Raw genomic sequence first — 24,615 nt, forward strand, 5'->3', positions numbered from 1 at the left:
GGGTAGAAAATTAAGTAGCATCTTCATTAAGTACTTGCACAAAGGCATCCGCATCCAGCTCTAACAGTTCAATCGTGCGGTTTCGGACTCCTAAACCGTATTCAATTAACAAGTCAATTAGTTTTTCTCCATTAATCAAAGTGATGGGAGGAGCACCTGGCTCAAACGCCACCTGCACTGTACCCTTCGAAAAATCTCCAGTCGTGATAATGGTGCCTCGTACCGCTTGGAACCGATACAACGAACCTCGCAGAGCATCCAGTACTGGACGCTGAACATTGGTTTTCTGACGCTTCGCCTGCACAACCTCTCGTACAGAAGTAATGCCCAACTCAATATCAGCCACCACATCGACCCCTTTATCGTTTGAGGGTGAGGTGACCATCACCTTCTGATAGTTCATTGCCTCTAAGAGCTGCTTGATTAGATGCTCAAAAGCATAGGGATCCATTGTTTCTAAGACCTCCTGCATACTGGCTCGGACTCCAGCCTTTTGCCGCTTCACTAGTTCCAGAATTTCTTGGACTTCTCCAACGATACCCGTGTCTTCTGCCCCTCCGGTTTTGCCCAAATAGCTCAAACCTTCATCGGTGATGCTGTATGTAGTTCCAGCCTTGTCCAGCAACCCTCTATCCAAAATATTCTGCAAGCGACGGGTCAGCGTATCTTTAATGGTGCTATCTGTCCCAAACCGAGAATAGCGATTGAGATAGTCGGCCCACTCTGGCACAAAGTCTCCCCTTCGCCCTGTGCCCTTCTCAGCTGCAATAGTCAGAATCTTGAGAACTCCTTCCTGCTCATCAATAGACGTAACCGTATCGCCTAGTGGGTAGCCAATAAAGTTTTGGCCAACATCAGTTAACAGCATCCGGCCATCATCAGCCTCAGTCAGCAAGCTATAGGTACATGCCAACAACCAGTGTCCATATACATGGCGTGGATTCACACACTTATTAGTTTTCCGCCAAATTGCCTCAGCCAGTTCGCGGTCTTGCGCCTGCAACCGCTCCGGAATCCAAACATCAGGATTTGTCCAGTCCACAGGGGATTGAGGGCTGCCCCACAGGGAAGAAATGGTGGAGCGGAGGCCGGTGATTTGCGATCGCAACCGCCCGTGCCAAATCGGTAGCACTAACCTAACTTCTGAATAGAGTGGAAAGTGAGGCACCCTAACCCGTCGATCATCTTCCGACTCCAAGGCATTGCCAATCTGTCCATTAATGCCCGTCAGTCCCCATTCTCTAAGACCAAACACACCAGGCTTCACCCGAGCAAATCGGCTAGTCTGGCCCTTTTGCTTAATGTCTACTGCCAAAATGGCATTCAGCGTCGCTTCAGGGGTTTTGCCATCTGTCTGAATTAGCCCCTGAGTCAGGGCTCGCTGAGTGATCTCCTTATAATGCAGCGGCTTGCCCTCTGCGGTCAGTACCGCAATGGTTGCATCAGCAAATGACAGGCTAGGACTTGGCATGTTGGTTGGAATGCCCAATGTCATTGTCCTTAGAAGGGATAAGGGCAGATTTAGCTTGTTGGTAGCTTAAATATTCCCTTAATCTAACCGCGCCATTCCAAAAACAGGAATCTAGCCCAAAGCACCTTGAGACGCCTTGCGAAGCTAAAAATAAACAGACGTAGCCATGCTGATCTGGGGGAAAAGAAAACCCGGTAGGCTCTACCGGGTTCAATCAGTCTTTATGAAACGCTCTCAATCCTGATCCGAGAGTGTTACTCGCTTCGTCAAGATTCGCATCACTTCACCAGGCATAGCCCCCGGCAGTAGCCTTGACCACTCCTCCGGGCGAGCATAGCCCAGCCGGAACAGCGACATCACACAGGAGTTCACCACATCAGGGTTGCCAATGGTCAGCAACCGAAGATGATTGGACGGGGTGCGATCGGGCAAACCAGACAGCGGCGGATTCGAGGATTCTGAAGACATACCTACTTTCTCCCCACTTCAGTGCTGGCCAGTGGTAACGCCGGAGAGACACCCCCTTCATCGCCCTGCCCTAACTCCTCAGGATGCGGGTGCGGCTCCGAGAGACTCCGAGCATTTTGGATAAAGAAGGCGATCATTTCAGCCAGCCTCGACTCCAAGCGTTCAGCATCAAAGCTGTCTGCCCAATAAACCGAGTAAAACGCCTCAGCGGCTTCGCCAGCACAGGCTTTCGCCGTCCGGTAAGCCGTCTGGTAACGGATATGTCTGTCATCATGGTTTTAGCTCCATGTAAGGGGTCAGCCACCGCTCTTGCCGACCAAGCTGATGCGGTGGCTTTCAACCCTATTATTCTCATTTTTTAGACATAGGCGCAATATGGGAATGCTGGCAATATGATGGGATGGGAGCAAAGAACCTCATCAAAGGCCTAATTGACCAGCAAGGCATCACCCGGTATCGCTTTTGGCAAGACACCGGGCTCAGTCGAGCAACCGCCTATCGGTTGTGTGATGACCCTGGCTACATCCCCACTGGCGATGTGATCGAGAAAATATGCCGGGCCTACGGCTGGCAACCGGGAGAGTTCATCGTTTACGAGCCCGATGAACCCTAGCTCTCCTTCCGGTGCTGCCTGGCAATCAGGTAGGCATAGCGGGTTACTTCAATGGCCAATCAGGGGTTGAACTAGCGGGCAGCAAATGATACATTTGCACTATCCGTAGCGGCGAAAGCTCATGGCTCAAAAAACAATCCAATGCCGCCTTGTCGCTTCACCCACAACCCGGCAACATCTTTGGATGCTGGCCGCAGAGAAAAACACTCCCTTAATCAACGCTCTCATTGAGGCCGTCGTCACCCACGACGACTTTGAGACCTGGCGGCTCAAGGGTAGACACCCCACCAATGTCGTCACCCAGCTTTGTAAAAGTTTGAAGACCGAGGCTCCCTTCTCTGGTCAGCCTGCCCGGTTTTACGCATCTGCTGAGAAAGCCGTCAATTACATTTTCAAGTCCTGGTTTACACTCCAGAGTCGTCTCCAGCGCCAAATATCTGGCAAGCAAATGTGGCTCACCATCCTCAAAAGTGATGAGGAACTAACCGAGATGTGCAGCCAAGATTTAGACACTGTCCAGAAAAAAGCCGCTCAAATTCTGGCTCAGATCGAAAAAGCTGTTGAGACGGATAAGACCCAGGGCAGCCAAGGCAAATCAAAAGACTTAATCAGGGCGCAACTTTTCAAAAAGTACGATGGTGCCAAACAGGCCCTAATCCGCTGTGCCACTGCTTACTTACTCAAAAACGGCAGCCAACTTCCAGACAAACCTGAAGATCTCGAAAAGTTTGCCCATCGCCGTCGCAAAGCCGAAATTCAGGTACAACGCCTTCAAGACCAACTCGAAGCCCGCATCCCCAAAGGCTGCGACCTGACCAGGCAAGCCTGGATTTCAACCCTGCTAACCGCCACCACCACTGTCCCCAAGGACAACTGCGAGCATAAGCAGTGGCAAGACAAACTGCTGGCCCAACCTCGCACCATCCCATTCCCCATCCTGTTTGAAACCAACACAGACCTGGTCTGGTCTCGGAACGAAACGGGCCGCCTCTGTGTCCGCTTTAACGGGCTCAGCGAGCATACCTTCCAGATTTACTGCGATCAACGGCAGCTTCCTTGGTTTCAGCGCTTTCTAGAAGATCAAACAACCAAACGAGCCTGCAAAAACCAGCACTCCAGCGCCCTCTTTGCTCTGCGTTCCGCCCGCATCTGCTGGCAAGAAAGCGATCGCAAGGGCCACCCCTGGGATACCCACTACCTCACCCTCTTCTGCGCTGTTGATGTTCGCCTCTGGAGCGCCGAGGGCACGGAGGAAGTGCGCCAGGAGAAAGCCGCAGATACCGCCAAGGTGCTCACCCAACTGAGTGAGAAGGGCAGCTTATCTGATACCCAGCAAAGCTACGCCAAGCGACTCACCTCTACTCTAGAGCGGCTCAATAGCCCCTTTGACCGACCTAATCAACCACGATCCCCAGGCCAATCCCATATCATCGCTGGCCTCAGCATGGGCTGGGATAACCCTCTGACTGTAGCTGTTTGGAACGCTAAGACCCAGGAGGTACTGGCTTACCGCAGTCTCAAACAACTTCTTGGCAAAAACTATGCGCTGTTTCTCCGGCAACGGCGAGAACAAGGTAAACAATCTCATAGTCGCCACAAAGCTCAGCGTCAGGGTAAAAGCAATCAGTTTGGCACTTCTAATCTCGGGGAATATGTAGACCGTCTCCTCGCGAAGGCTGTGGTAGCGATAGCACAGCAATATGGGGCGGGCAGCATCGCAATTCCTAAGCTCGATAACGTTCGCGAGATTCTACAGGCCGAAATTCAGGCGAAAGCCGAGCAAAAGGCTCCAGGTTCAGTAGAAGGCCAGAAACGCTATGCCAAGCAGTATAAAAGCAGCATCCACAAGTGGAGCTACGGCAGACTACTGGCTCAAATCGAGAGCAAAGCCGCTCAGAACAGGCTTGTCGTAGAAGCCATTAAACAGCCCTGGCAGCAGAATGCTAGCGAGATGGCCAAGGCAGTTGCGATCGCAGCCTATGAGTCCAGACAGACAGTAGTATCTTAGAACTAAAGCCTGTACTACAATAGGCCAAAAGCTTTGAACCTGGAAAACTGAATAGCTCAATAGCGCCGCGACTCATGCTTTGGCCTCTGAGTCGTGTGAAATAAGGGTTAGTTTGGCTGTTGGAAGACAGCCGTGCTTTCTGGCCCTGGTAGCTACTCGCCCTGATGCTGTCGGACGAGAAGCCAAGGCTTCTCCGAAGAGATTAAGTCGTAATTGATGTGCTAGTAACCTCAATTATGGCGTAGGTGCGCTCCCAGCAATAGGGGTGCGGATGTACTGCTGTAGCGGCTACCGAATCACCCCCGAGCAAGGGGGAACTCGCTCCAATACTGGGTTTGAGGGGCTTCCTCAGGGTGCAATTATCCTGAGCGATCCGCGTAAAGGCTGAAATGCTTATCAAATAGGCATTCCAGGTCTTTGTAGAGGTTAAAAGCTCCACTAATTAACCAGTGCAGTCGGGATGGATGAGCCGATCCGCGCAAATGACTTCTGAAAGCCTTAATCTAAAAGCTTTTGAGGAGCCTGCGGTCACAATCAACCACCCTAGACAGGGGAGGTTGAAAGCAGCCCATAAATCCGCGTTGGCCGCCTTATCTGTTGTCACAATCAACCACCCTAGACAGGGGAGGTTGAAAGCACAAGCTCTTGAATCCAGAGGCGATTGATGGCTACGTCACAATCAACCACCCTAGACAGGGGAGGTTGAAAGATTGCGGGGTTTTTGAGCTGGTGCGCCTCGGTGATCGTCACAATCAACCACCCTGGACAAGGAAGGTTGAAAGATGAGATTTAGACACATCGGTTCAGACAAAACTGTAGCGAGTTGAAAGAAGGCAGTGGATTGTGATTCTTGCATGAATCGACATTTAGCCACCGCTACGAGGGAGTAAACGACACTTATTTTGTCACTGCCGCTTCAACGACAGCAATGTGTCTCGATGACACTAGTTTGTCACCCATGACAGCAATGTGTCACTGATGACAAATAAAGTGTCACTGTACAAAAAGGGCGGATGATGGGGCTCGAACCCACGAATGGTGGAATCACAAGCCGCTAACAATGCTTTACTGTGCCTACATCCTGACCACGCTCTAACGATTTTTGTAGGGTTTTGCCTTAGTCTAGATACTTAATAGTTCTGAATGGTGGACTATTAACGTTGATATTTAGGCAGGATTTAGGCAGCGATGGCAGGCAAGAAAACCCCAAAGGAATTGCTGGCAGATGCAAATGCCCGTCTGAAGGCGGCAAAGGCAGGCGTATCGATCAATGCTGTCGGCGGGTCACTTTACCTGCGATCGACTTTGCCTCCGCGTCCCGGCTCTGAAAAGACCCAGGATTACCAGCAACGGATACCCCTAGGAGTTTACTTTAACCCGCCCGGCGTGGTTCGGGCTGAGGCTGATGCCATGCGCCTTAGCTCCGACAAAGCGATGGGTCGATTCTCTTGGGGGGACTGGGTTACTTCGACTCAGGTGTCTACGGGTAAAACTGTGGCCGACTGGATCGTTGAAATGGAGCGTCAATATTTTGCCAGGCGCAAGCGTGGGCCAAAGAGTGAAACAACTTGGGATAAGGATTATTTAATACCCTACCGCCGACTGCCCCCACATCGGGCATTGACTGCGGAGTTGTTGATTCAGACGGTCGAAACCTATGAGCCCGACAGTCGCAGCCGCCAACGAGCCTGTAGCGCCTATGGTCGCCTAGCTGAAGTGGCAGGCATCGAAGTCAACCTGGTTAGGTATCGGGGCCGCTACAGTCCGGCTGCGGTCAATCCTAGGGATTTGCCAACCGATGAGAAAATTGTAGCTGCGATTGAGTCGGTAGAGCCGGGCCCATGGCGCGACCTGATAGCGCTGATGGCTACCTATGGACTGCGCGACCATGAGGTTTTCTACGTTGATCTGAAGGCGTTGAGAGAGCCCCCAGGGGTTTGCATCGTGACAGACGGCAAAACAGGGTGGCGCGAAGTGTGGCCATACCTGCCTGAATGGTGGGAAAGGTTCGATCTAAAATCAGCCAAAGTACCAGCACTGACGGCTAAACGCAATTCAGATTATGGGCTGCGAGTGTCCCAATGGTTTAAGCGTCGTCAAATGCCGTTCTTACCCTACGACCTTCGCCATGCTTGGGCGGGCAGAACTGCGGTAATGGGTCTTGACCCTGCGATCGCGGCAAAGATGATGGGCCATGATCTCTCCGTCCACACTCGCGTCTACCATCAGTTTCTGAATCGGACATCTATGCAAGCGGCATGGGAGCGAAGTCTGAGAAGACCCTAAGCCTGATAAACCTTTCTCTTTTCAGGTGGAGTCTGATAAACCTGCCGCACAGCACCGACTCTAAAAGCATAGGTTGGCCGAGTGCCCTGGCTAGTGTTGATGTAGTCCCGGCCATATTTGAAGTACCCAGCCCTGCGATCGCCATCAATCTTCCGAACGCTGAAAGCTGAGCCCAGGGCTGTGACCAAATCTTCTACAGGTACCCAGGGCTCGTTGCGGGTGCTAACTTCCTGATTGACTAGCGCCGTGATCGCGCTTACCAGTTCTTGTTGGGCAGCCATAGCCTCGACAAGTAAAGCCTGAGTAGATTCCATAATGTGTATCTTATTGCGCTGTATCGCCGTGATTCTCTCTCGGTATAACACGAAACACCACGCCATGTCACGCGATACGGCCACATCATGCCGCGATCGATACAATGCCCGCGCGATCGCACTGTCTGGGCCGCGATGGAGGATGCCGATCGAAAAGCCGCCGCCTATGCTCTCTGCTGCATGGGCGGCGGGGGATGCAGAGGGGCGGCGGCAAGCCTATGCTTACTTGGTCAGGAAGGTACTCATTGAAGGGTTGGAGGTGGAGTTGGGGCAGTAGGTGACGGTGATAAGCACTACTCCCCCCGACACAACCTTTTCGCCGTGCCGTCAGTAACAATCAAACACTCGTCAATATAGCAGTCAGCCATTAAGTACTGTGCCAGATCTTTTGCCTTGCTTTCTGCAAACTCATCAATCACAAGTAATTCAGCGTAAATGGTTGAGTCACAGCCAACATTCTCAACCCTGAAAACAGGCTTAACGAAAACTTCTACTGGGCTAGTGATATTAAACCGCCATGTCGAAACCTTTCGGGTTAAGTACGGAATATCAAATTCAACCAACCCTTTCTCCAGAACTGTTTTCATAAGAACCGTGGATACATTCATTTTCCATCTCCTTTAAGGCTTGAATTATGGAGGGTGAACTCATGGGCTCCATAGCGGCTAGGGTCTGGGAACGTGCGATCAGCAATCATCTGCCGAATCAGTGCCACCTCTTCCTCTGCGATCAGCGTGTAGGGCTTGCGGCCCAGCTCAAGGGCTAGGCGCGCTGCCTCTGCCTGCACCGCCAAGATTTCCCCCAATGCCCATTCCCTAGCCGCCAGAGTTAAACACCCCTTCTGCCCATTGGTTTTATGGTGCCTGAAGGAGTCATCCCACCGCAGCCGCCAATAAATTTCGCTGAGCCGCTGGAACGGGGCCAGATGCGACCATGCCTCCTGCCCTACCACGGTTGCCAGTGCTTTGTCAGGTCTAGGGCGCTTTTGATCGCCAGTTGTAACCAGTGGGCAGCCAATGCAACCGGTGCGAGCGCTTAGGGGTTCCTCAATACCATCGTCGGTGATGTCTACCCCATAGGTTTGGATCACCCCGTCGATTGGGTAGCCGTGCTCAAAGCAAGCCTCAATAATCCAATCCCAGACCTGGCAAACGCGCCAATGCAGGATGGGGGAAAGCTTAGCCCCGTGCGCTGTGTTATGGAACCACCCCTGCCCACATTCGCCATCGTCGGTACTGCATGAAGCCAGGATCAGGCTGTCTCTAGCGGCACTCTCGCCCTTGCGAATGCCGTCAATGCCGAGAAAATCTTCGCCGTACTCAACCGCAATTGACTGATAAATCTGGTCAATCTTGGCGGTCTTCATTCGGGTAGTGCACCAGCGAAATTTGTTGTGCGGGGGTGGATAGCCACGCCCTAGCATGGTCACAAAAAACCGCTCAACTTTTTTGGGCTTTGTCTCTAACGCTGGCACACTGCGCCTGATTTGCCAGCCCCGACCTTGCAAGTAGGCCATGAGCCGGTGAGCTGAGTCCTCCAAGCTGGGCAGTTCCATCAGCGTGTCAGAGTAAACCAAGATCAAATTCTCGGGGCGCTGCACCAGCCCTTTGCTGATGGCCCAGTCCATAAACGTCACAGTGGCTGTGCTGTCTTTGCCTCCACTAAAGCCCACCACCCATGTGCTGCGATCGCTGCCGTAAGCTTGCAGGGATTGGACGGTAAGCTGCTGAGCCTCGGCTAATGTGCCCAGCATTTTTTTGCCTTCTTTGGTGTGCTTAAAGATGTTGAGCTGTTTATGTTTTTTCTTATTCACAACACCACCCCCACAGCCAGCCCGATCGCAGCCCCGATACCCAAGCACCCCACTGCCGTCAGCGCGATCGCACGTCTAGCCCATTGCCGTTCGATCTTGGCCAGTTCCCTAGCCCGCAGCAGCCGCGCCTCGTAGTCAACGTGCGATCGTTCTGCCGTCTGCTTCGACTCGTAGCACTGCGCCAAGATCGCAGCCTGCGTGTTGGCCCATTCCTCGCTCGCACCGCATTGCAGAAGCTGTCGGCGGTACAGGTCGCAGTTGAGTTTGTAATGCGGGTCTAGGGTGGTCATGCCGCCACCTCAGAGTAGTCAACGTTCACGTACTGGGCCAAGATTTGCTTGTGCCTAACCCATGAGGGGTGGCGCTCATAGGAAAACCCGGTGGGCTTTCGCTGTGTGACCATCACCTCTAGGCTTCGAGGCGATCGACCTACTACTTGGAATCGAGTTGAAAGCCTGTGCGCAATCTCGACTAATGCCAAAAAACTATGCCAGCCAAGTGGTTCTGTGGAGTAAACTGCGCCGCGTTCAATGTCACATAGTTTTTTCTTGATGTGAGTGCATTGAGCCAGCCTAAGTTCTAGGCTGCTTGATTCGTCTAAGTTCAAAAATGAGGGCACTTCGGAGCCGCCTGGATTGTGAGCAAACACAAGTTTTGTGTAGCCCTTAAATGAACCATCAATGACGACCGAAACCTCTGCTTTTTGACAACACATCGCTAGCAAGGTGAGCTGTGGTGCGTCAAACGTAGCCATGGCCCCGTACACCGTCACGGCAACAGCGAACGGACTATCCCAACGAATCTTTGGGCTTAAAACATAATCATCAGTGTGATAAATACCTTGGTATACTTGGCCCAAAATATTCATCACCTTGATGCCTAGCTTGCTAGCTTTGGGCGAGCTTTCACGGCCCAACATCCAATCAGCACCAGCATACTTAGTGGCAACCATTTCAGTTTCAGCCATTAGTAGCAATCCTCTTCGGAATAATTTTCAAGCCTAAGAAAGCTCAGTGCGGCCTCGGGCGGGATCTCGTCGTACTCAATGCCAATGGGGTCAATTCGCTTACACACGGTGTCCCCGACCACAGCCACGTTCTCTGATGCACCAATGCCTAGGGCAGTCCAAAAGCACCATCGGCTATCGTCGTAGCAATCATCTTCGGCCAGGAAAGATAACCAGTTTCTTATTGCCATCCGTATCATGCCGCCACCTGCTGTTGTGCTTTCTTCGCGCCCTTGACCTGCGACGGCTGCATCACGGCGAGGTACGATCGCCCTTCGTCGGTGATGTGGTACACCCCAGCCCTGCCCGGCTCACGCGTCACCAGATCGCCTAGGGCCATAATTTCGGGGGCATAGAACCGATGGCACTTATTCACAACGTCATACATTGATAGCCCGTGCTCAGCCTCGGCCAATTCGTTCAAAATCTCCAACCGTCGCTTCCCTGTCATTGCTCTGGGCATGGTCTTATCCCTAAGTAAAAGTGATGAGTGAATGAAAAAAATCAAAAGGGTGGGATCGCTTCGGGGTTATCTACGATGAACCACTTAGGATGCAGGTTGTACTGGTCAAACCATCGATCGACTACTATCCGAACCTCTTCCTCCAAGGTTTTTAGTTGCGCTGCCGTGGGCTCAAAACTTGCGCATTCTAAGCCCCACTCGTCTTCAAGGGTCTCAAGTGCTGATTCGATCAAATCCGCAGCAAATACGCCGTCGGACAATGGGCTAGGTTCTCGACGTTGGCCTACCCAAAACCCTTCGTAGCCTGCTGCATTGCCTTCAGCGATCGCGTCCTCTTTGGTGGCAAATTCACCGTAATATTCATCGTGTTCAAACTGCGATATTGCCCAAGTGCTCATGGTCTTAATCCCTAAATAAAAGTAAATTGCTCTACTCGTTCCATTGCAGGCACCGGCACGGCCCGATCGCCGTACAGTCTGCGCCCGCCAATCTCCCACACACCCTCAAGGCGATGCACCGCCGTCTTGCCTGGCCCTTTGTTCATCGTCGCCAAGGTGCCAAGGTGGGTAAACGACACCTCGCGCCCGTACCGCTGCCCTATACGCTCCATCGCGGCGACGATCGGGTATTCCGTGCCCGATACAGCACCCGCAGCAAATTCGCCCCAATAATTGAAGCAAACGATCCTCGCTACGCAGGGGTTCGCCATCAATCGCTCAACGCAATCCAGCGCGATCGACAAGTGCCCATCGGCGTGGGCATAGGCGTCTGTGGTGCCCGAGCAGTAGGGCGGATCGACGATCGCGATCGCGCTTTCCACCCACGGCGGTACGTCGCAGGCCTTGGCGTAGTCGTCGAACACCGTCAGCGCTGCCGGGGATTGGGGCCATGTGAATTGCCACCCCTTGCGGAAGCTGCGCAGCTTGTCTTGCGATAGCCCCACGTTGAGCTGGCCCTGGCCGTTGAGCCGAATCACACCGCCAAAGGTGAGGCGGCGCAGCACGATCGACACGGCGGCAATGTGGGCAATGCTGCGATTGACATCGGGAGTAGCTACATACCAAGCGGATAGTTTGGCTAAATCTGCAAAGCTAGTTTCAGGGTCAGCCAGAATCCACTGCCGCCACTGCCACAATAATTCCTTCGTTTCTTGCCTAAGGTCAGCATCACCCCAGCACTCCCACACCGATCGCACCAATGGGTCTGCATCAGCGGCGATCACGGGGAGGGCATTATCGATGCGGGCGACGTAGGCCTCCTGCTCACCGCTGCCAGCAAAAGGTGCGATCCAGGCATCGTAGTCGCCGCCATCATGCACCGGGTAGCGATCGGGGTTCTTGGCCCCAGGGTAGGGCGATAGAAGGCGAGGGCGGTTAGTCATTCTGCAACCTCTAGTAGTGCTTGCTCGTCATCGCTCAGCCCACCGAACCCCACGATCGCGATCCGCTTCTCCAGATAAGCATCTTGGTAGTCGGTGTCGCTCACCATCAGCGGGTCGATCGCACCCTCGACCGCATGTAATTGCCCAATCACCTGCACCGTGTCGTCGCTCACCTGCTGCGGCCCCATCACAAGGGTGTCGGCTACGCCGTCTAGGGCATGAGCCAGTCGGTTCACTGCGATCAAGGCATTGGCCAGTGCGGTGCGATCGTGCTCGGCCTCGGCGGCAAAGAATACGGTAACGCCGCGGCCGGGGCGATCGGGCTTGGTGATGTGTAGTGTGTAGATGGTCATGGCTAGAGCCCTGCTTCATCTAGTCGGGATGTCAACAAACTGACTTGCACCTTGAGCTGAGAAATTTGCAGCTCTTGCTCTCGGCAAATCTGAACTAACTCATAGTCAGCCCATGAAACTACCACGCCATCGGGGATATCGTGCTCAGGGTTGTATTTGTTCTCTAATCTTTCAAAATCATCCATAACTATTCCTCAATAACTTATCCGTATCGTATCACGCACGTACCGCGTTATTCTGCCCTCGATACAGAAGCTTCAAAAAAAGGGACGATCGCAGGCGGGGCAGCACCTAGCAAAAAATCCATGGTGATGATCTGCACGCGGGGCATCCAGAATTTTTGCTTACTAGCGCTGCCGTCTGCCTTGGTGCGATCGTACTGAGCCCAGCCCCATAGCTCTAGGGTGTGGGTAGGGTTGGCGAGAACCTGCCGGCAGCGGTTGATGTGATCGTAGTCGCACATCTTGCGAATATGCGGTTGCCAGTCTTTGCCGCAGGCCTGCACCCATCTGTTGCGCGGCGGGGATACCTCCAGCACGATCGCATCGACAATGCCTAGGATGTCACCGCTGCGGCCCGTGGCGGCGTTGTAGGTCTCACTGGCGGGAAACACTGTTTCAATCTTGGCGCGACGGTTCAGGGCGCGGATACATGCGATCGTGAGGGCGCGGGTGTAGCTCTGGGTGCTGCGGCATTTGATCGCGCCGGGTTTGAAACCATAGTCTTTGCTCAGTTCGTCGATGTGCTGCTGCCCTGCGATCAGTTCGTCGCGGGTGAAGGGCTTGAGCTTTGTGGTGGGTGGGTCAATGAGGCCAATTAGGTGGGTCATTAAGCTGCTTCTCTCATGGCGTCAAAAATACTTATTTGCTGTGCTTCAACTTGTTTTCTTTCCGTAACCGCGATGCAGCTAATCGGCACGACCTCATCGCCCGCCGCGCCAAACCGAATCTTTACCCACGGCCCGTCTACCTGCACTAGATCGCCCGTGCGGTAGTGCTGCGACTTCTTCATCGCCGCCTTCACCGCCTCCAACCGATCGCGCTGGCCCTGCTCCATGCACTCGGTGAATCGCGCCTGGAGCCAGTTGACGTAGGTACTGAACCGCAACTCAACGCGATCGCCCTTTTGGGGATACCATGCCAATTCCTCCACCCGCGCCGGTTCGTCTACGCCCTCTAGCGATAGCCATAGGTTGCCGTAGCGATCGTGCGTGGAAAAGGTCACGGTGTACGGGCGAGGGTGGAAGTCGGCGCGGTAGCACACGCGATCGCCCAGAGTCGGTAGGTGGGGGGAGTTGGGGAAGAACATTACCAACTCCCCGGCGCTATCCACTTCGCCAATGCTTCAAGTGCATCTGCGATTTGCCAACGATATTTGTCTGGCAATAACCAAGGCATTAGCCCTAAGGGGTCGGTGGCCCAGCGTTGATCTTTAAGTCTGCGCTCTGCGTCGGCAATGGCGTCTTCATGCGATTCATACGAGGGCAGTCCGTTAAGGGTGCGCATCCTGTTCAAGATGGCAAGAGTGGATGAGGCTTTAGGAATACTCACGCCGTCACCTCCCCGATCGCGCCTTGGGTCTGCCCCGCCGCCTCACGCTGCAATCGCTCTGCCTTGGCTTTGAGCCAGGTATATCGGCCATCACTCTCCCAGCCGTTCATCACCTGCGATCGCCTGCTCGCTGAGGTCTTCGACTTCGCATGCTGCAACTGATCAAAGGTGGTCGCCTCGATCAATCGCTGCTCGAACTCCTGCCACCAATCGGGCTTCCCTGGGGTAATCCACGCATGGGTCACAGCGCCGGTGGCATCGCGGCATCCCTGGTCTGGTGGTGCAGGGCGGTTCAGTACCGGTTCAGCACCTTGGTCCTGCACGGAGCGCGATCGATCGACTGCTACTAAGGACTCTTGGCCCCCATTTGTTAGGGTTTCAGCCGTTGATTCAGGGCGTGCAGGAGGTACGGCACCTAAATAGTCACGATTCAATTCTTCTTTTTGTTGATCGCCTTCATTTTCTTTGTTTGAAAATTCCTCGGCTTTTTGGTCTTGTACGTCCTGCACGCCCTGGACAGCCGCCTCAAGTTGCGCCAATTGCTCTGGCAATGTCCGTGCGTCGTAGGGGTATAGGTGACCATACTGGGTGGCCCAGGCCCTGAACAACTCAACGCCACCTTCGCCCAGCTTGGAAACGATGCACTCAGGAATGCCGCTATTGCTCTCAAAAAGCCCGTGACGGATATTGATCCACACCCATTCGATCGGCACCATCTCACCTCCGATGTGGCGACGATCGACTATGTTCTGGGTCAATATGCTTTTCATCTCAGCTTTCCAATTGTTCAGAGCATGAGCCCTGACGTTGGCCGCTGCGCAGTAGGCCTTGTAGCAGCTGTAGAGCCAACCCACCTGCACTGGCTGCCGTGGCCCGTGAATGTCGGCGGGTTCTAAGCATTCGTTGGCAAAAGCCCACACGCTACTGGTGCTGGCGGCAATGTCGTTGAAATATTGAGCGGCACGTTCGTTGTAGCGTTTGGGGTTTTTCAGGATTTTGTCGCGCAGTTCCCTATCCATCGACAGCGCCCAGGACACCACATCGGGCACCGACTCCATGAGTTCGTTCTCGAATTGCTCCGATCGCTGCTCATTTGGGATTGGCTGCGTAAGCACTGGCACCACTCGGCGCTCGAATCCACCGCTTGAACTCGAAGCCATCAGCAGCCCTTTGGCGCTGGCCACGATGTAACGGGTGTAGTTCACCTCGTTGTCGGCTTTACTGCTGTGCAGGTTGCGGGCGGCTACAGGGCTGCATTCAACCGAGTCGTAGAATGTGGCCAATCCACTATCTATAAATTCGTTAATGTCTGAGATAGCAACAACCCGGCGACCACTAATGAATTGGCGCACCTTGTCGGGGTCTTTGAAAATGGAAAAGCTGTTGGCCGCTTGCGTTGACTCACTGCTGAAAATGCTTTGAATCAAGCGAATAAATAAGCCTTTGCCTGAACCGCTCGACCCTTGCAAATGCAAAAACCGGTGGGGCGCGGTCATGTCTAGCATTAGCGCAATGCAGGCGCGGATGTAGTTATAGTCGCCATCGAAACTCGATTCGATGTAGCGGCGCATCGGCTCAGGGCATTCGGCCCCTTCGATGTAGTTGTGGGGCACTGAGGCCGTTAGCAGGTTGCCGGGGTCGTGGGGGCTCAGCTTGCCGGTCTTGGTCGATACGGTGCCGTTTTGGAATGCGAGCAGATCGCGGTTAAAAGTGGTGTCAGTTTTTTTGTAGAGCTTGCCCGCCGCCCATGCCATGGCGTTATTGACGTTCTTGATATGGGCCAAGGTGCCTTTGCGCTTGCCTTTGCCGTCCACCCAGTAGGCTTTCTCAGCTTCTTGGATGATCGAATGCCTAATTTCGTCATCGTCAATCCGTCTCCAATAGCCCAAGCTGGGGTCGTATTCCCTGAAGTGCGACTTCAGCACCTGCACCTGCTTTTGCTCAAAGCACAGGCGAAACAACTCAACTTCTGCTGTGCTGCCTGCCTGGCATGCGTAGCTTTTGGCGGCGATATCTTCCTGTTGCTGGTCTTTCTCAAACTCGGCGATCTTTTGATCGACGCTGACCTTGGCCATCGTCTCAATCTTGGCCAGCCTATGTTTGGGCAAGCCCTTTGCTTTACGAGTGATGGATTCCAGAATCCCTTCAAGCCCTGCGTCGCTGACTTTCCAACGGTTTGACGTGAATGCTGCTTCTGGCATAGCTAAACCAACCCATATTGTTTGCGGTGAGCATCGACCTTGGCCTGCATAACCTTCACCCAAGCATTGGCCTGGTTGAGCTTGTGCACCGACTCGTAGGCGGCCTTGATTGAGTCGGCATAGTTCTGTTCATGACTTTTGCCGCCGAACATTCCGGCGAGGTCAAACCCATTAACCTTGTCTAGCCATGCTTCTAAAAATTCGCTGGGGCTCATGGCACTCTTCAACACCTGACGGTATGCAGCGACCTTTGAAACATCAGTGCGATCGCCGTGGATCTTGAAAAATTCACAGGCCCCACCCGTTGGGTAATCGGGCATCGTAGGGAATAGTGCGATCGATCCTTGAGTCCAGATTGCGGCACTGATCAATGCGGTCATGACAGTGTGTTTCCTCCACCCGTCAGAGTCAAAAACGATTGTCATTTTGCAGTCGCGAGGCACTGAGTAAGGGATAGAATCAACGCCGACAAATGCCGCAGTGGTCACTCCTAACAGTGTCGGCATTGCCGCATCTTTCCAGCCCTCGGTGCCGACTTCACAATCGCTCAGCCTGACATTGGGGCGAACCCATGCGGCGGTGGCGGTGCCCCATGGGCCGAGGTACTTTTTGGTTTGGCCGTTTTCGTCTACAGGTTTGTCGAGGCGTATTTGGCCGTAGCCTTGAGAGAACGGAAAGTAAAGCCCTGAGTGATTGCCAAGCTTCATCAGCTTTGATTCGGAGGGAGAGAGGGATCTAACGCCCCATCCCTCACAGATGGCAATTTGCTCTGGCGTAAAGCCTTCATCAAGTAAATGGTTGTAATGGGCATCGGCGAGCTTGGTTGTGGATGCAACTGCGGTGAACGTAGCAACCATGAGTCAAAATCCTGTAGCGCTAAGGTTTACTGTTTACTGAAAAATGAAAAGGCGGTGAGAGGCACGGGTCAGCGCCACGTAGAACAGTTGGTTTCGTTCGTAAACGGTGCCGCCGTTGTGCAGTCGGTTGCGGGCTTTGCACCGCTTCAGGTTCTGCACATCAACGAACACGTACTTAAACGTGCTGCCCTGGCTGCGGTGGGCCGTGAGGGCATAGCTGTAGGCGATCTGGGCAAAGAGGCGCTTCAGTGCCCAATACTTGCTCCAGTCTTTGGCCTTATGGCGGGCAGCCAGTTCAGCCTGATACTTGGCAGAGTTCTTGGGCACAGGCACCGTCTCACCCGTATCAAGCCTGAGGTAGTAGCATTCCCATCCCGATACACTACCCTCAAACAAACCCGTGACGGTGGCTTCATCCGAAGTATTCATAATTGGTTGACCACTGCCACCCGGCATGTAAGGCGCTAAGGCGATGATGCGCTCGCCCACCACCCATGGCTCGCGGTAGCCCAGGGCATTGCGCACCGCCACGTTGAGCATGTTTACTCTGGCGTTGGTGTAGGCCAGAATGCGGCAGGTGTCTGGATCGTCAAGGTACGCCTGCGAGGTGAATGCCGCCGCGATCGTGCCCATCCACTCCTTTTCGGTGCTGACGTAAATGCCCTTATTTCCCTCTCCCACCTCGTGGATGATCTCAGGGTAGGCAGGTGCGTCTAGAGTTTGTCGCACCTGGTCAGCGAGCACTGCGATCGGGCCGTCGTACCGCTGCACTTGGGTAAGCTCGGCACTGGGGCAGGGGTGACGGAATGCCATTGACTCCGCTTCACCTACGGGGGGCAGCTGCGCGGCATCGCCCATCAACACGAACCGAGAACCGAACAACCCGCCATCGTGGATCGCGTCTAGCAGGAACTCCCATAGGTTCTCGCTGATCGTGCTGACCTCGTCGATGATGATGATGCGATAGTCCTGATAGTGCTGGTAGGCGTCGAGGTCGCGCTCGAACACCTCCTCGCCTGCAACTTCCTTGCCACGTACACCGAACAACTGAGCGCAGGTGAAAGCGGGGATGCCCGTTAAACCCCACTTCGCCATCATGCGCTCCTGCACCTTCTTTGCCTTGTTGAAAGGCGCTGAAACTGCAAGCTTTGGGGGAATGGGCATCGCCCTGAGGTGGCGGACAAAGGCTTGAATCGTGGTGGTCTTGCCCGTGCCAGCGTAACCGGTGAGCCTGAATAATGGGTCTTCGCTGTAGTACCAATCGCCTAGGGCCTGTAGGGCGGCGCGCTGCTCGTCGCTGGGGGTGAAATCGGCGGGGAATGTAAAGCCGCGGTCAATGCCGGGGCTGGCTAGCGACCCTGTCTCTACTGGTAGCACCTGGTTGACGTGGTGCCAAAGCGCGATCGTTTCCTTGGGAAACTCCTTGGGCTCGTCAGTCACAGGTGCTACCTCATTAGCATCAATCCACGACTCAACCTGATCGCGGTGCTTGCAGAACCCATTGCCAAAGGTGTCGCATTCGCAATTCAGCCGCAGCCCGTGGCGGGTCACGGTGTACTCACTGCGCTTCGTCAGGTTGCGCACCGTCCAGCGATCGCGCCCCTGCACCTCCACCTGTAGCCGGTCTTGGTATTCGGCTTTGATGGGGTAGGTGATGCCCAGCTTCTTTAGCTTGGCGCGGTGGGGGTGTAGCTCGATCATGGCCTGGATCTCTTCATTAGAATTAATCCGCCCGATTTGTTCCTCGCCCCACGGATGCCAGTCGATCCAACCCTGGGTGATCGCGGTGTTCAATGCAACCACGATACGGTTGTGCTGATCGTCTACCGTTGTTTGGGCGATATGTGTATAATCTTTTGTAAGCATTATTTTGCTTGGCATCGTTTCCTGAGTTTCTGAGTAAGCGTTGTGCCTGATGACTATTCCTGACTGAATAAATGGGGCGGACTTATCCACCGCCCCATTTTTGTGTTTACCCTTTGATTACCAGTCGCCCGCAGCAACTAGCGACTGTTGCTCAGCAACGGGCTCAACAGCCACCGCCTGCGCTACTGATTCGCCTTCCCATGCTGTTACCGTCACAGGGCCACCATCAGTGGGGATGACGCCCTGCACCTTCAGGTTGGTATGGTCGATCGCGCCGATGTGCTCGGCGGGGATAATCAGGGGAACGCTGCCTTTCTCGGTCATGAACAGGGCCGTCGCGCTGCCGTCTGTGTTCAGGTTCAGCGTGGCAGCATCGATGAAGCCTGCGCCGTTGTAGGCCACGTCGCCATTGGGCAGCGTGTCAGAGTCAGCAGCACCCATGCCTCGGTTAGGAGCAGGGAATGCCTCAAACTCTAAGAACAGGTCGCGAATGACTTGGCCTAGTTCACTGGTCTTAGGGATCATGTAATCTGACCAGCGGCCACCCGTCACCTGCACCTTGCGATCGTTCTGATCCAGCGTGGCCGTCTTGCCAGTTTTGTCGGCCCCATTCACAGGCTGATGGCGGGCAACAATACAGGTGAATGCTGATTTATCGGCATCCTTGGGGATGTGATAACCAACGGTCATTGGCATGGCGATGTACGCCGCAGCGCTTTTGCTGAATGCAGCGCCTGAGGCTTTCTTCCCAGCAACCCGTGAAGCTTCGCGGTAAGCTGCCCCTAACTCTTTTTGAAACGCCTGCACTTCACTGTTCAGCGACACCCGGAACGCACCCTTGGCCGTCAGCTGCAACGGGCGATCGTGCAAAGGTTGGCCATCTTCGCCCAGAAACATCAGCAAAAACCGCTTAACTTGGCGATAGGGGCAGTCTTTGTCGTCTTTACTATCCTCAAACAACTGCCCCCACTTGGTACGGCTATTGCTCTCCCAGGCCACGCCGAGAAAACGCCAGCGATCGTTAACCTTCTCTTGCACCTCAATTTGGCTAGAGTGCAGCACAACCAAGTTGATCTTTTGGGCAACCCAGCCATGCTCGATCGTTGCAGTTGACTGAGGGTGAATGGGGATGTCCTCGCCCTCGGTCCAGTTAACGTCGGGACGAAAGCCTACCGCTTGGGCATTGTCGGCGCTGATCGCAATCCCGAACCCTAAAGGATTTTTGTCTAGTAGCTTGGCATTCTTGCCGCCAGCGTTGATGATCTGAACGTAGGGTAATGAACCCGACTCTTCTAGATCGTCCTGAAACTGGTCAAAGAGATCGTCGTCTTGAACTGCCAAAGAACCGAAGTTAAACATTAGAGAATTTCCAAACGAAGTGTACTACCTAGCTTTTTGAGTGGGTTCCAGGTCTGCCCACTATATCGATCGCGGAACACTATGGGCGCAAAATTACGCCGCGCTAGTCTGCGAAGAAATACACTGCTTTTTGAATTGTCGTGTCCAGTAAGAAACGTTGTGATGCCCCACGCACTCGCCACCAGGCATTGCTTTCACATCCTGAAGCAGCTCGGCCGGGGAGATATAGCGCAGCAGTCCAGCTTTATCAGCCTCAGCTAGAATGCTTTCGACCTTTTGGCGGTGCTCTGAATACGCCCTTGCCACAACTCAACCTCCTGTGTAAATCAAAAATCACTGCAAATCTTCAATACGTAGATATTAGCCTCTATTCCGCGATCGAGTCAATAGTGTATCGACCTTAATTTGGCTGATTGCGGCAAGAATACTCATTAAAATTCGTGCGATACGATAAAAAGCCTGATATTTTAGGAGGGTTCGGTTCCATCTTGGGTGTCGTATGGCAGTAGATCGGGAATATGTAGCGAGGTTGAAGCAGTGGGCCGACGAGGGCGTTGATCGATGTCAAGGGTTAAACGCCTTTGCCCGTGAAACTGCGACTCGCCTGGAACGTCATGGCCTCAAAGGGATTGCATCTGGAATGATCTCGCGGTGGCGGCGAGAAGAAATATTTGAGCCGGTTGACGATCGCACCCTGACGCGGATCGGACTTCTAAAAAATTTCAGCGCCAACCATGACGAGGCAAGGCGGCTTGCCCGTGAATGGCTTGAGGGCGATATAAAGAAAAGCGATGATATCCCCACTGCTCAGTACCCCGTATGGCACGGCGTTGATGCGGTGCCTTACGAGCTGCTCAAGGCAGACGAATTGGTAGAACTCGCAGCGAGGTCAGTTGGCCGCCTGGGGGAGTTGGTGCAGCAGGAGCGATCGCACGACGCGGAAGAACCGCCCGCACCGCAGCCTGAGCCCAACACCGTTACGTCGCTATTGCTGGGCAAAATGCAGCTGACTAAGCTCGACGTGGAGGGGCTAGCGATCAAACTAGGCGTTGAGCCCGATCGCGCCGCTGCAATATTGGAAGGGCATTTAATGAACTGCGAAGAATGTCGGGCCGCCGCCGACTTCACGGGGATGACGGTTGAGACCCTAGTTGACTGGGGTGGGTGCATTGAGTCGGCACTACTGCCAGTTCAACCCGTAAATCCGGCAGGCTAGGCGGACTTACTATTTCGAAAGCGCGATCGCGCACTACATTGGCCAGGTGCTGATTCTCAAAACTGAGGGTCAACACCTGGCCTTTTAGTGTAGGCGTTGATTCCATCTGGATGTGACGTTGCAGGCCAGGGGGCTGAGCCTGCAACCACAGCTCTAAAACGTGATCGCTGAAATCAGTGTGAAGAGGGGGCATAGTGACGGTCGCACGTAAAAAAACTAATAGCTCACCATACTCAGTACGGATAAGGCTGGATGGCAGATTCACCAGATTTATAAAACTTTGCCGTAGTTTATCGCGGATTTCTGCGGAATGCTAAGCATTGGCCACGCCTGCGCCATCTTAGGGTCACCTGCTTTATGCGCGACGTTTAATTGCCGCAAGTGTTCCTGATTACTCAGTAGATCAGCCAAGGTCGTGCGGCGGGGGTTGGTGCCGGCAACCTGGCAGAGCAGCCGCAGCTTGGCTCGATAGCGGTCTCTGGGTGCTTTGCCCTTGGCCTTGGCCCATTGCGCGTCGTAGCACTGGCTGCACAAGCCTTTGGCATAGTGAGGGCGATCGGGGTGGCATGTGGCATTGGTAGGGGAAGGTGCCCGCCGTTTGCCCTTACCCCACTGCGATTTATAGCATTTGCTGCACAGACCTTTGGCATGGTAGGGGCGATCAGGATGGCATGTCGGCGGTGCGGCAATTTTGCGAGACATTACATTGGGGCGGTTGTATCGTATCACTCTAGGAATGTTAGCATTTCGGGGTAGTTGCGATCGCCCCATGGCCAACATGAAGCCCGCCAAAAGCAAAGATTTTCGCACCCAGGCCCGGAATGCCAACGGGCACACCGATGAAGGTATGGCGATGCTTGAGTCATCGATCGAAGAGGTTGGCTGGTTTGGCGCGATCAGTGTTGCCGCTGATGGTGAGGTGTTTGACGGCAGCGCTCGCCAAGAGGTGGTGTCTAAGGTATTGCCCGAGGATGCGGTGGTATATGACTCCGATGGCACAAAGCCTATCTACATACGGCGGGTGGATATTCCCAACGCTCAAGACCCTAGGGCAGTAAAGGCAGGGATTTTAGCGAATCGTGTGGCCGAAAAGAACCTTTCTTGGGAGTCAGTCAACCTCGATGACATCTCGCAGGATGTTGATTTAGGCGATTGGTTTGCTGAGGAAGTGCTAGCCGATCTGATCGATGAGCTAGACACCACTACCAGCCGCTTCACCGATGACCCGGACAAAGAGACCCCGTCGATTGGGGAGGGCGGCACACCTCTGGCGATCGTGCTGTCCTCGTCGGAGTTGAAAGAGTGGCAGGTGATGAAGGAAGTCGCCGGCACGCAGTCGGATAAGACAGCATTTTTGAAACTTATGCGAGGTGAGATCTAGGCTGGCAGATACATCAATTGAATTCCGGGCTTGGAACGCTATATCTTGGATAGAATTGAGCAAACCGTAAGGTATAGCGAATGGCCTCTGGCGCGGTGCGGCAAAAATTGGGAACAAGGTTTGGCGCAGGCGGAGGCGGCGCAACTAGAAGTGCCCAAAATAGTGGTAAGGACGGCAAAAACACAGCAGATAATTCATCCTTTACAGAAAATCGATTTGCTAGCATTAGGCCTTCGGATGCTGATGTTGACGGATTCGTTAAGGCGTATGCATCAAAGAACGGCGTAGAAGCAACGCGCACTGCTGTCCTTAAGTCAATCATGAAAAGTGATTTCCCTGCTCAGTCACTAGAACCAAAACGTTCTTGGAGTCGGCAACGCAACGAGGAAGCAGGGAAGAGAACAAATGCGTTACTCACTGATCATCTCAAGATATTTCATGAGGCTAGATCCATCTCTCGTGTAGCTGGAGTCGGTGCAGTACCTAAGACAAAAGCCGAATTTAATCGATCGCGCCGCCAGATTGTAGCCAAAGCTCACCCCGACGCTGGGGGCACTGCGAGGGGCTTCGCTGCGGCTCAAACGCGGTTGAGGTCGCTTGAACGACGACTGAAAGATTTGGGGATTCCAGATAACTAGTGGATGCGAGATATGACCGCGCTTTGGAACTTATGTGGAGCGAGATTTGATGCAAAATGGTGATACGTTTGTGCCATTCTATGGCGGCTTTTTTGCGTCTCCGGTGCCGCTAGAGTTGAGTTTTAACTGGTGCAGCCACAACTGCCACTATTGTTTTGCGAACCTCTCCAAGCCCAACCGACGGTCTGACATTGGGGCTACGGTCAACCTGCTGCAAAACTATCGCAGCCGCAGCACTCTAGAGGCAAAACTATTGCAGCAGGGTTACCCAACCCTCGTTAGCAACCGGGTAGACCCATTCGCCGCATCTAACTACCGTCAATCTCTGCCGGTGCTTGAGATGATGTGCGAGCTGGGCCTACCGTTATCGTTCCAAACCAAAGGGGGGCGAGGCATTAACGAAACGCTCGACATACTCAAAGCCCCCACGGTATGGTACATCACGATCGAAACTGATCAAAACGAATTGGCCAAGCAGATCGCACCTGGTGCCCCCAGCATTGACGAGCGCTTTGAGCTAATCGATCTACTCATCAGCCGTGGCCACTTCGTCTGCGTCGGCATTAACCCCTGCGTGCCCGAGTGGTTCAACGACGATCGCGCCTTCCTGCAACGGCTCTACGATGCAGGCGTCTGGGGCGTGTGGTGCCAGGAGCTGCACTTCAACACCAACCAACTGCGCAATATGCCACCGCGAGGCAAGGATGCGATCGGGCCTGAGCTGATCAAGCGATGTTCTAAAAAGAAAGTCGAGCTAGTCGATTATCACTACGCTGATCAGATGGCGGAATGGGCGCAGGAGATTGGCCTAGAGCCATTTGTAGACGGGCAGTGTCGGCGATCGAACTACTGGGACGTGTTCTTCGCCTGTTACGAAAAGACATTCCCCACGCAGCAAGAGTTTATAAATTGGTGCCATGACGAGCTTAAAACAGGTGACACCATTACATTCTCGGATTACTTAGCATTCTGGGAGGGCGAACTACCCGAAGGCATCATGCAACTTGGGCACTATATCTGTAGCCAGAACTATAGCCTGTGTAAGGCACTGGCTCAGGAGTCTGGGCGGAAATGGGATCACAAAATGACCTATGCCGACTTGCTTGGATTATCATTTGGAGATACCCGCATACCGTTCAGCCCCGGCAGTACCCTAGGTTTTCGTTATGCCGTAACACCTCAAGGTGAAACGTGGGTCGATGAAGCCGGGCAACCAATCCTTGTATGGATGGGCGGCGAATCGTCCACGGAACTGACAACTGTTGTAGAGGATTTATAAATGGCTTCATCTGCGGTGCGATCGAAGGTTGGGAGAAAGTTTGGAGGCAGTGGCGGCGGCGGGACTGGTGGAGGAACAAGAAAGGTCAGTGT

General features: G+C 53.8%; 29 protein-coding genes and 1 CRISPR repeat array. Of the genes, 8 read left to right on the forward strand and 21 right to left on the reverse strand.

All coding sequences use genetic code 11. The annotated features are described in order from the left end of the window. Nucleotides 1-10 precede the first annotated feature (10 nt). Together H6F75_RS00220 and H6F75_RS00225 are read right to left on the reverse strand one after the other, a co-directional pair. Nucleotides 11-1,495, reverse strand: a complete 1,485-nt coding sequence (locus tag H6F75_RS00220) for a restriction endonuclease (protein WP_199303687.1) — start codon at nt 1,493-1,495, stop codon at nt 11-13. 210 nt (nt 1,496-1,705) lie between these two features. Beyond that, complete coding sequence (locus H6F75_RS00225) at nt 1,706-1,939, reverse strand: hypothetical protein (protein ID WP_190748060.1); 234 nt, start codon at nt 1,937-1,939, stop codon at nt 1,706-1,708. Nucleotides 1,940-2,055: 116 nt separating this feature from the next. On the opposite strand from H6F75_RS00225, the gene H6F75_RS00230 reads away from it, so the two are divergent. From H6F75_RS00230 to H6F75_RS00245, 4 genes are all read left to right on the forward strand, one after another. After that, complete coding sequence (locus H6F75_RS00230; protein ID WP_190748062.1) at nt 2,056-2,301, forward strand: hypothetical protein; 246 nt, start codon at nt 2,056-2,058, stop codon at nt 2,299-2,301. Between the two features lie 38 nt (nt 2,302-2,339). Continuing rightward, nucleotides 2,340-2,552: a helix-turn-helix transcriptional regulator gene (locus tag H6F75_RS00235; RefSeq protein ID WP_190748064.1), complete on the forward strand. Its 213-nt coding sequence runs from the start codon at nt 2,340-2,342 to the stop codon at nt 2,550-2,552. Nucleotides 2,553-2,673: 121 nt separating this feature from the next. Then, entirely contained in the window at nt 2,674-4,560 is a 1,887-nt protein-coding gene (cas12k, locus tag H6F75_RS00240; RefSeq protein WP_190748065.1) for a type V CRISPR-associated protein Cas12k, read from the forward strand. A gap of 527 nt (nt 4,561-5,087) precedes the next feature. Continuing rightward, nucleotides 5,088-5,342: a CRISPR direct-repeat array (repeat unit 37 nt; unit sequence GTCACAATCAACCACCCTAGACAGGGGAGGTTGAAAG). A gap of 406 nt (nt 5,343-5,748) precedes the next feature. Further along, on the forward strand, nt 5,749-6,846 hold the full coding sequence (locus H6F75_RS00245) for a site-specific integrase (protein ID WP_190748067.1): 1,098 nt from the start codon (nt 5,749-5,751) through the stop codon (nt 6,844-6,846). On the opposite strand, the gene H6F75_RS00250 is transcribed toward H6F75_RS00245, so the two are convergent. Then, complete coding sequence (locus H6F75_RS00250) at nt 6,843-7,160, reverse strand: hypothetical protein (protein WP_190748069.1); 318 nt, start codon at nt 7,158-7,160, stop codon at nt 6,843-6,845. The two genes, H6F75_RS00245 and H6F75_RS00250, sit on opposite strands and share 4 nt — an antisense overlap. A gap of 64 nt (nt 7,161-7,224) precedes the next feature. Between H6F75_RS00250 and H6F75_RS00255 the strand changes: the two genes are divergently transcribed. After that, nucleotides 7,225-7,437, forward strand: a complete 213-nt coding sequence (locus H6F75_RS00255; RefSeq protein WP_190748071.1) for a hypothetical protein — start codon at nt 7,225-7,227, stop codon at nt 7,435-7,437. Nucleotides 7,438-7,453: 16 nt separating this feature from the next. Here H6F75_RS00255 and H6F75_RS00260 read toward each other — a convergent pair whose 3' ends face one another. The 17 genes from H6F75_RS00260 to H6F75_RS00340 form a co-directional block, all read right to left on the reverse strand. Continuing rightward, on the reverse strand, nt 7,454-7,768 hold the full coding sequence (locus tag H6F75_RS00260; RefSeq protein WP_190748073.1) for a hypothetical protein: 315 nt from the start codon (nt 7,766-7,768) through the stop codon (nt 7,454-7,456). Beyond that, nucleotides 7,765-8,973, reverse strand: coding sequence for a phosphoadenosine phosphosulfate reductase family protein (locus tag H6F75_RS00265; RefSeq protein ID WP_190748079.1), 1,209 nt, complete (start codon nt 8,971-8,973; stop codon nt 7,765-7,767). The genes H6F75_RS00260 and H6F75_RS00265 overlap by 4 nt, the downstream gene beginning before the upstream one ends. After that, entirely contained in the window at nt 8,970-9,263 is a 294-nt protein-coding gene (locus H6F75_RS00270; protein WP_190748081.1) for a hypothetical protein, read from the reverse strand. Before H6F75_RS00270 ends, H6F75_RS00265 begins: the two co-directional genes overlap by 4 nt. After that, entirely contained in the window at nt 9,260-9,940 is a 681-nt protein-coding gene (locus H6F75_RS00275) for a hypothetical protein (protein ID WP_190748083.1), read from the reverse strand. The genes H6F75_RS00270 and H6F75_RS00275 overlap by 4 nt, the downstream gene beginning before the upstream one ends. Continuing rightward, nucleotides 9,940-10,170, reverse strand: a complete 231-nt coding sequence (locus H6F75_RS00280) for a hypothetical protein (protein ID WP_190748085.1) — start codon at nt 10,168-10,170, stop codon at nt 9,940-9,942. The genes H6F75_RS00275 and H6F75_RS00280 overlap by 1 nt, the downstream gene beginning before the upstream one ends. A 5-nt stretch (nt 10,171-10,175) precedes the next feature. Continuing rightward, entirely contained in the window at nt 10,176-10,442 is a 267-nt protein-coding gene (locus tag H6F75_RS00285; RefSeq protein ID WP_190748087.1) for a hypothetical protein, read from the reverse strand. Between the two features lie 41 nt (nt 10,443-10,483). Beyond that, complete coding sequence (locus H6F75_RS00290) at nt 10,484-10,840, reverse strand: hypothetical protein (RefSeq protein WP_190748089.1); 357 nt, start codon at nt 10,838-10,840, stop codon at nt 10,484-10,486. A gap of 11 nt (nt 10,841-10,851) precedes the next feature. Further along, nucleotides 10,852-11,823, reverse strand: a complete 972-nt coding sequence (locus H6F75_RS00295; protein ID WP_190748091.1) for a hypothetical protein — start codon at nt 11,821-11,823, stop codon at nt 10,852-10,854. Beyond that, nucleotides 11,820-12,176, reverse strand: a complete 357-nt coding sequence (locus tag H6F75_RS00300; RefSeq protein WP_190748093.1) for a hypothetical protein — start codon at nt 12,174-12,176, stop codon at nt 11,820-11,822. Before H6F75_RS00300 ends, H6F75_RS00295 begins: the two co-directional genes overlap by 4 nt. 2 nt (nt 12,177-12,178) lie before the next feature. After that, entirely contained in the window at nt 12,179-12,361 is a 183-nt protein-coding gene (locus H6F75_RS00305; protein WP_190748095.1) for a hypothetical protein, read from the reverse strand. 47 nt (nt 12,362-12,408) lie between these two features. Next, on the reverse strand, nt 12,409-13,005 hold the full coding sequence (locus tag H6F75_RS00310) for a hypothetical protein (RefSeq protein ID WP_190748097.1): 597 nt from the start codon (nt 13,003-13,005) through the stop codon (nt 12,409-12,411). Then, nucleotides 13,005-13,508, reverse strand: a complete 504-nt coding sequence (locus tag H6F75_RS00315; protein ID WP_190748099.1) for a hypothetical protein — start codon at nt 13,506-13,508, stop codon at nt 13,005-13,007. The genes H6F75_RS00310 and H6F75_RS00315 overlap by 1 nt, the downstream gene beginning before the upstream one ends. Nucleotides 13,509-13,722: 214 nt before the next feature. Continuing rightward, nucleotides 13,723-15,927, reverse strand: coding sequence for a hypothetical protein (locus tag H6F75_RS00320; protein WP_190748101.1), 2,205 nt, complete (start codon nt 15,925-15,927; stop codon nt 13,723-13,725). A gap of 2 nt (nt 15,928-15,929) precedes the next feature. Next, nucleotides 15,930-16,784 (reverse strand): hypothetical protein, encoded by an 855-nt coding sequence (locus H6F75_RS00325; protein ID WP_190748103.1) that lies wholly within the window; start codon nt 16,782-16,784, stop codon nt 15,930-15,932. A 33-nt stretch (nt 16,785-16,817) separates the two neighbouring features. Next, nucleotides 16,818-18,587: an ATP-dependent RecD-like DNA helicase gene (locus H6F75_RS00330; protein WP_190748104.1), complete on the reverse strand. Its 1,770-nt coding sequence runs from the start codon at nt 18,585-18,587 to the stop codon at nt 16,818-16,820. Nucleotides 18,588-18,767: 180 nt separating this feature from the next. Continuing rightward, the gene (locus tag H6F75_RS00335; RefSeq protein WP_190748106.1) at nt 18,768-20,009 is read right to left on the reverse strand and encodes a DUF5895 domain-containing protein; all 1,242 of its coding nucleotides are present in this window, start codon (nt 20,007-20,009) and stop codon (nt 18,768-18,770) included. A gap of 93 nt (nt 20,010-20,102) precedes the next feature. Beyond that, entirely contained in the window at nt 20,103-20,315 is a 213-nt protein-coding gene (locus H6F75_RS00340; RefSeq protein ID WP_190748108.1) for a hypothetical protein, read from the reverse strand. Between the two features lie 193 nt (nt 20,316-20,508). Here H6F75_RS00340 and H6F75_RS00345 point away from each other — a divergent pair, with 193 nt between their 5' ends. Next, entirely contained in the window at nt 20,509-21,225 is a 717-nt protein-coding gene (locus tag H6F75_RS00345) for a hypothetical protein (RefSeq protein WP_190748110.1), read from the forward strand. 270 nt (nt 21,226-21,495) lie between these two features. Here H6F75_RS00345 and H6F75_RS00350 read toward each other — a convergent pair whose 3' ends face one another. Next, nucleotides 21,496-21,927 (reverse strand): hypothetical protein, encoded by a 432-nt coding sequence (locus H6F75_RS00350; protein ID WP_190748112.1) that lies wholly within the window; start codon nt 21,925-21,927, stop codon nt 21,496-21,498. A gap of 34 nt (nt 21,928-21,961) precedes the next feature. On the opposite strand from H6F75_RS00350, the gene H6F75_RS00355 reads away from it, so the two are divergent. After that, nucleotides 21,962-22,606, forward strand: coding sequence for a hypothetical protein (locus tag H6F75_RS00355; RefSeq protein WP_190748114.1), 645 nt, complete (start codon nt 21,962-21,964; stop codon nt 22,604-22,606). A 687-nt stretch (nt 22,607-23,293) separates the two neighbouring features. Further along, nucleotides 23,294-24,523 carry a radical SAM protein gene (locus H6F75_RS00365; RefSeq protein ID WP_190748118.1) on the forward strand — a complete coding sequence of 410 codons (1,230 nt, stop codon included), beginning with the start codon at nt 23,294-23,296 and terminating at the stop codon, nt 24,521-24,523. Nucleotides 24,524-24,615: the final 92 nt, after the last annotated feature.

The organism is Nodosilinea sp. FACHB-131, assembly GCF_014695395.1.
Taxonomy (GTDB): Bacteria; Cyanobacteriota; Cyanobacteriia; order Phormidesmidales; family Phormidesmidaceae; genus Nodosilinea.

What these genes read in the sequence shown, in the direction of transcription:
- H6F75_RS00335 (WP_190748106.1), bottom strand. Translation starts at nt 20,009, where the DNA reads ATGTTTAACTTCGGTTCTTTGGCAGTTCAAGACGACGATCTCTTTGAC.
- H6F75_RS00310 (WP_190748097.1), bottom strand. Translation starts at nt 13,005, where the DNA reads ATGACCCACCTAATTGGCCTCATTGACCCACCCACCACAAAGCTCAAG.
- H6F75_RS00355 (WP_190748114.1), top strand. Translation starts at nt 21,962, where the DNA reads ATGTTAGCATTTCGGGGTAGTTGCGATCGCCCCATGGCCAACATGAAG.
- H6F75_RS00290 (WP_190748089.1), bottom strand. Translation starts at nt 10,840, where the DNA reads ATGAGCACTTGGGCAATATCGCAGTTTGAACACGATGAATATTACGGT.
- cas12k (WP_190748065.1), top strand. Translation starts at nt 2,674, where the DNA reads ATGGCTCAAAAAACAATCCAATGCCGCCTTGTCGCTTCACCCACAACC.
- H6F75_RS00295 (WP_190748091.1), bottom strand. Translation starts at nt 11,823, where the DNA reads ATGACTAACCGCCCTCGCCTTCTATCGCCCTACCCTGGGGCCAAGAAC.
- H6F75_RS00255 (WP_190748071.1), top strand. Translation starts at nt 7,225, where the DNA reads ATGTCACGCGATACGGCCACATCATGCCGCGATCGATACAATGCCCGC.
- H6F75_RS00300 (WP_190748093.1), bottom strand. Translation starts at nt 12,176, where the DNA reads ATGACCATCTACACACTACACATCACCAAGCCCGATCGCCCCGGCCGC.
- H6F75_RS00345 (WP_190748110.1), top strand. Translation starts at nt 20,509, where the DNA reads ATGGCAGTAGATCGGGAATATGTAGCGAGGTTGAAGCAGTGGGCCGAC.
- H6F75_RS00270 (WP_190748081.1), bottom strand. Translation starts at nt 9,263, where the DNA reads ATGACCACCCTAGACCCGCATTACAAACTCAACTGCGACCTGTACCGC.
- H6F75_RS00225 (WP_190748060.1), bottom strand. Translation starts at nt 1,939, where the DNA reads ATGTCTTCAGAATCCTCGAATCCGCCGCTGTCTGGTTTGCCCGATCGC.
- H6F75_RS00275 (WP_190748083.1), bottom strand. Translation starts at nt 9,940, where the DNA reads ATGGCTGAAACTGAAATGGTTGCCACTAAGTATGCTGGTGCTGATTGG.
- H6F75_RS00305 (WP_190748095.1), bottom strand. Translation starts at nt 12,361, where the DNA reads ATGGATGATTTTGAAAGATTAGAGAACAAATACAACCCTGAGCACGAT.
- H6F75_RS00320 (WP_190748101.1), bottom strand. Translation starts at nt 15,927, where the DNA reads ATGCCAGAAGCAGCATTCACGTCAAACCGTTGGAAAGTCAGCGACGCA.
- H6F75_RS00250 (WP_190748069.1), bottom strand. Translation starts at nt 7,160, where the DNA reads ATGGAATCTACTCAGGCTTTACTTGTCGAGGCTATGGCTGCCCAACAA.
- H6F75_RS00235 (WP_190748064.1), top strand. Translation starts at nt 2,340, where the DNA reads ATGGGAGCAAAGAACCTCATCAAAGGCCTAATTGACCAGCAAGGCATC.
- H6F75_RS00280 (WP_190748085.1), bottom strand. Translation starts at nt 10,170, where the DNA reads ATGGCAATAAGAAACTGGTTATCTTTCCTGGCCGAAGATGATTGCTAC.
- H6F75_RS00325 (WP_190748103.1), bottom strand. Translation starts at nt 16,784, where the DNA reads ATGGTTGCTACGTTCACCGCAGTTGCATCCACAACCAAGCTCGCCGAT.
- H6F75_RS00260 (WP_190748073.1), bottom strand. Translation starts at nt 7,768, where the DNA reads ATGAATGTATCCACGGTTCTTATGAAAACAGTTCTGGAGAAAGGGTTG.
- H6F75_RS00350 (WP_190748112.1), bottom strand. Translation starts at nt 21,927, where the DNA reads ATGTCTCGCAAAATTGCCGCACCGCCGACATGCCATCCTGATCGCCCC.
- H6F75_RS00245 (WP_190748067.1), top strand. Translation starts at nt 5,749, where the DNA reads ATGGCAGGCAAGAAAACCCCAAAGGAATTGCTGGCAGATGCAAATGCC.
- H6F75_RS00220 (WP_199303687.1), bottom strand. Translation starts at nt 1,495, where the DNA reads ATGACATTGGGCATTCCAACCAACATGCCAAGTCCTAGCCTGTCATTT.
- H6F75_RS00285 (WP_190748087.1), bottom strand. Translation starts at nt 10,442, where the DNA reads ATGCCCAGAGCAATGACAGGGAAGCGACGGTTGGAGATTTTGAACGAA.
- H6F75_RS00365 (WP_190748118.1), top strand. Translation starts at nt 23,294, where the DNA reads ATGCAAAATGGTGATACGTTTGTGCCATTCTATGGCGGCTTTTTTGCG.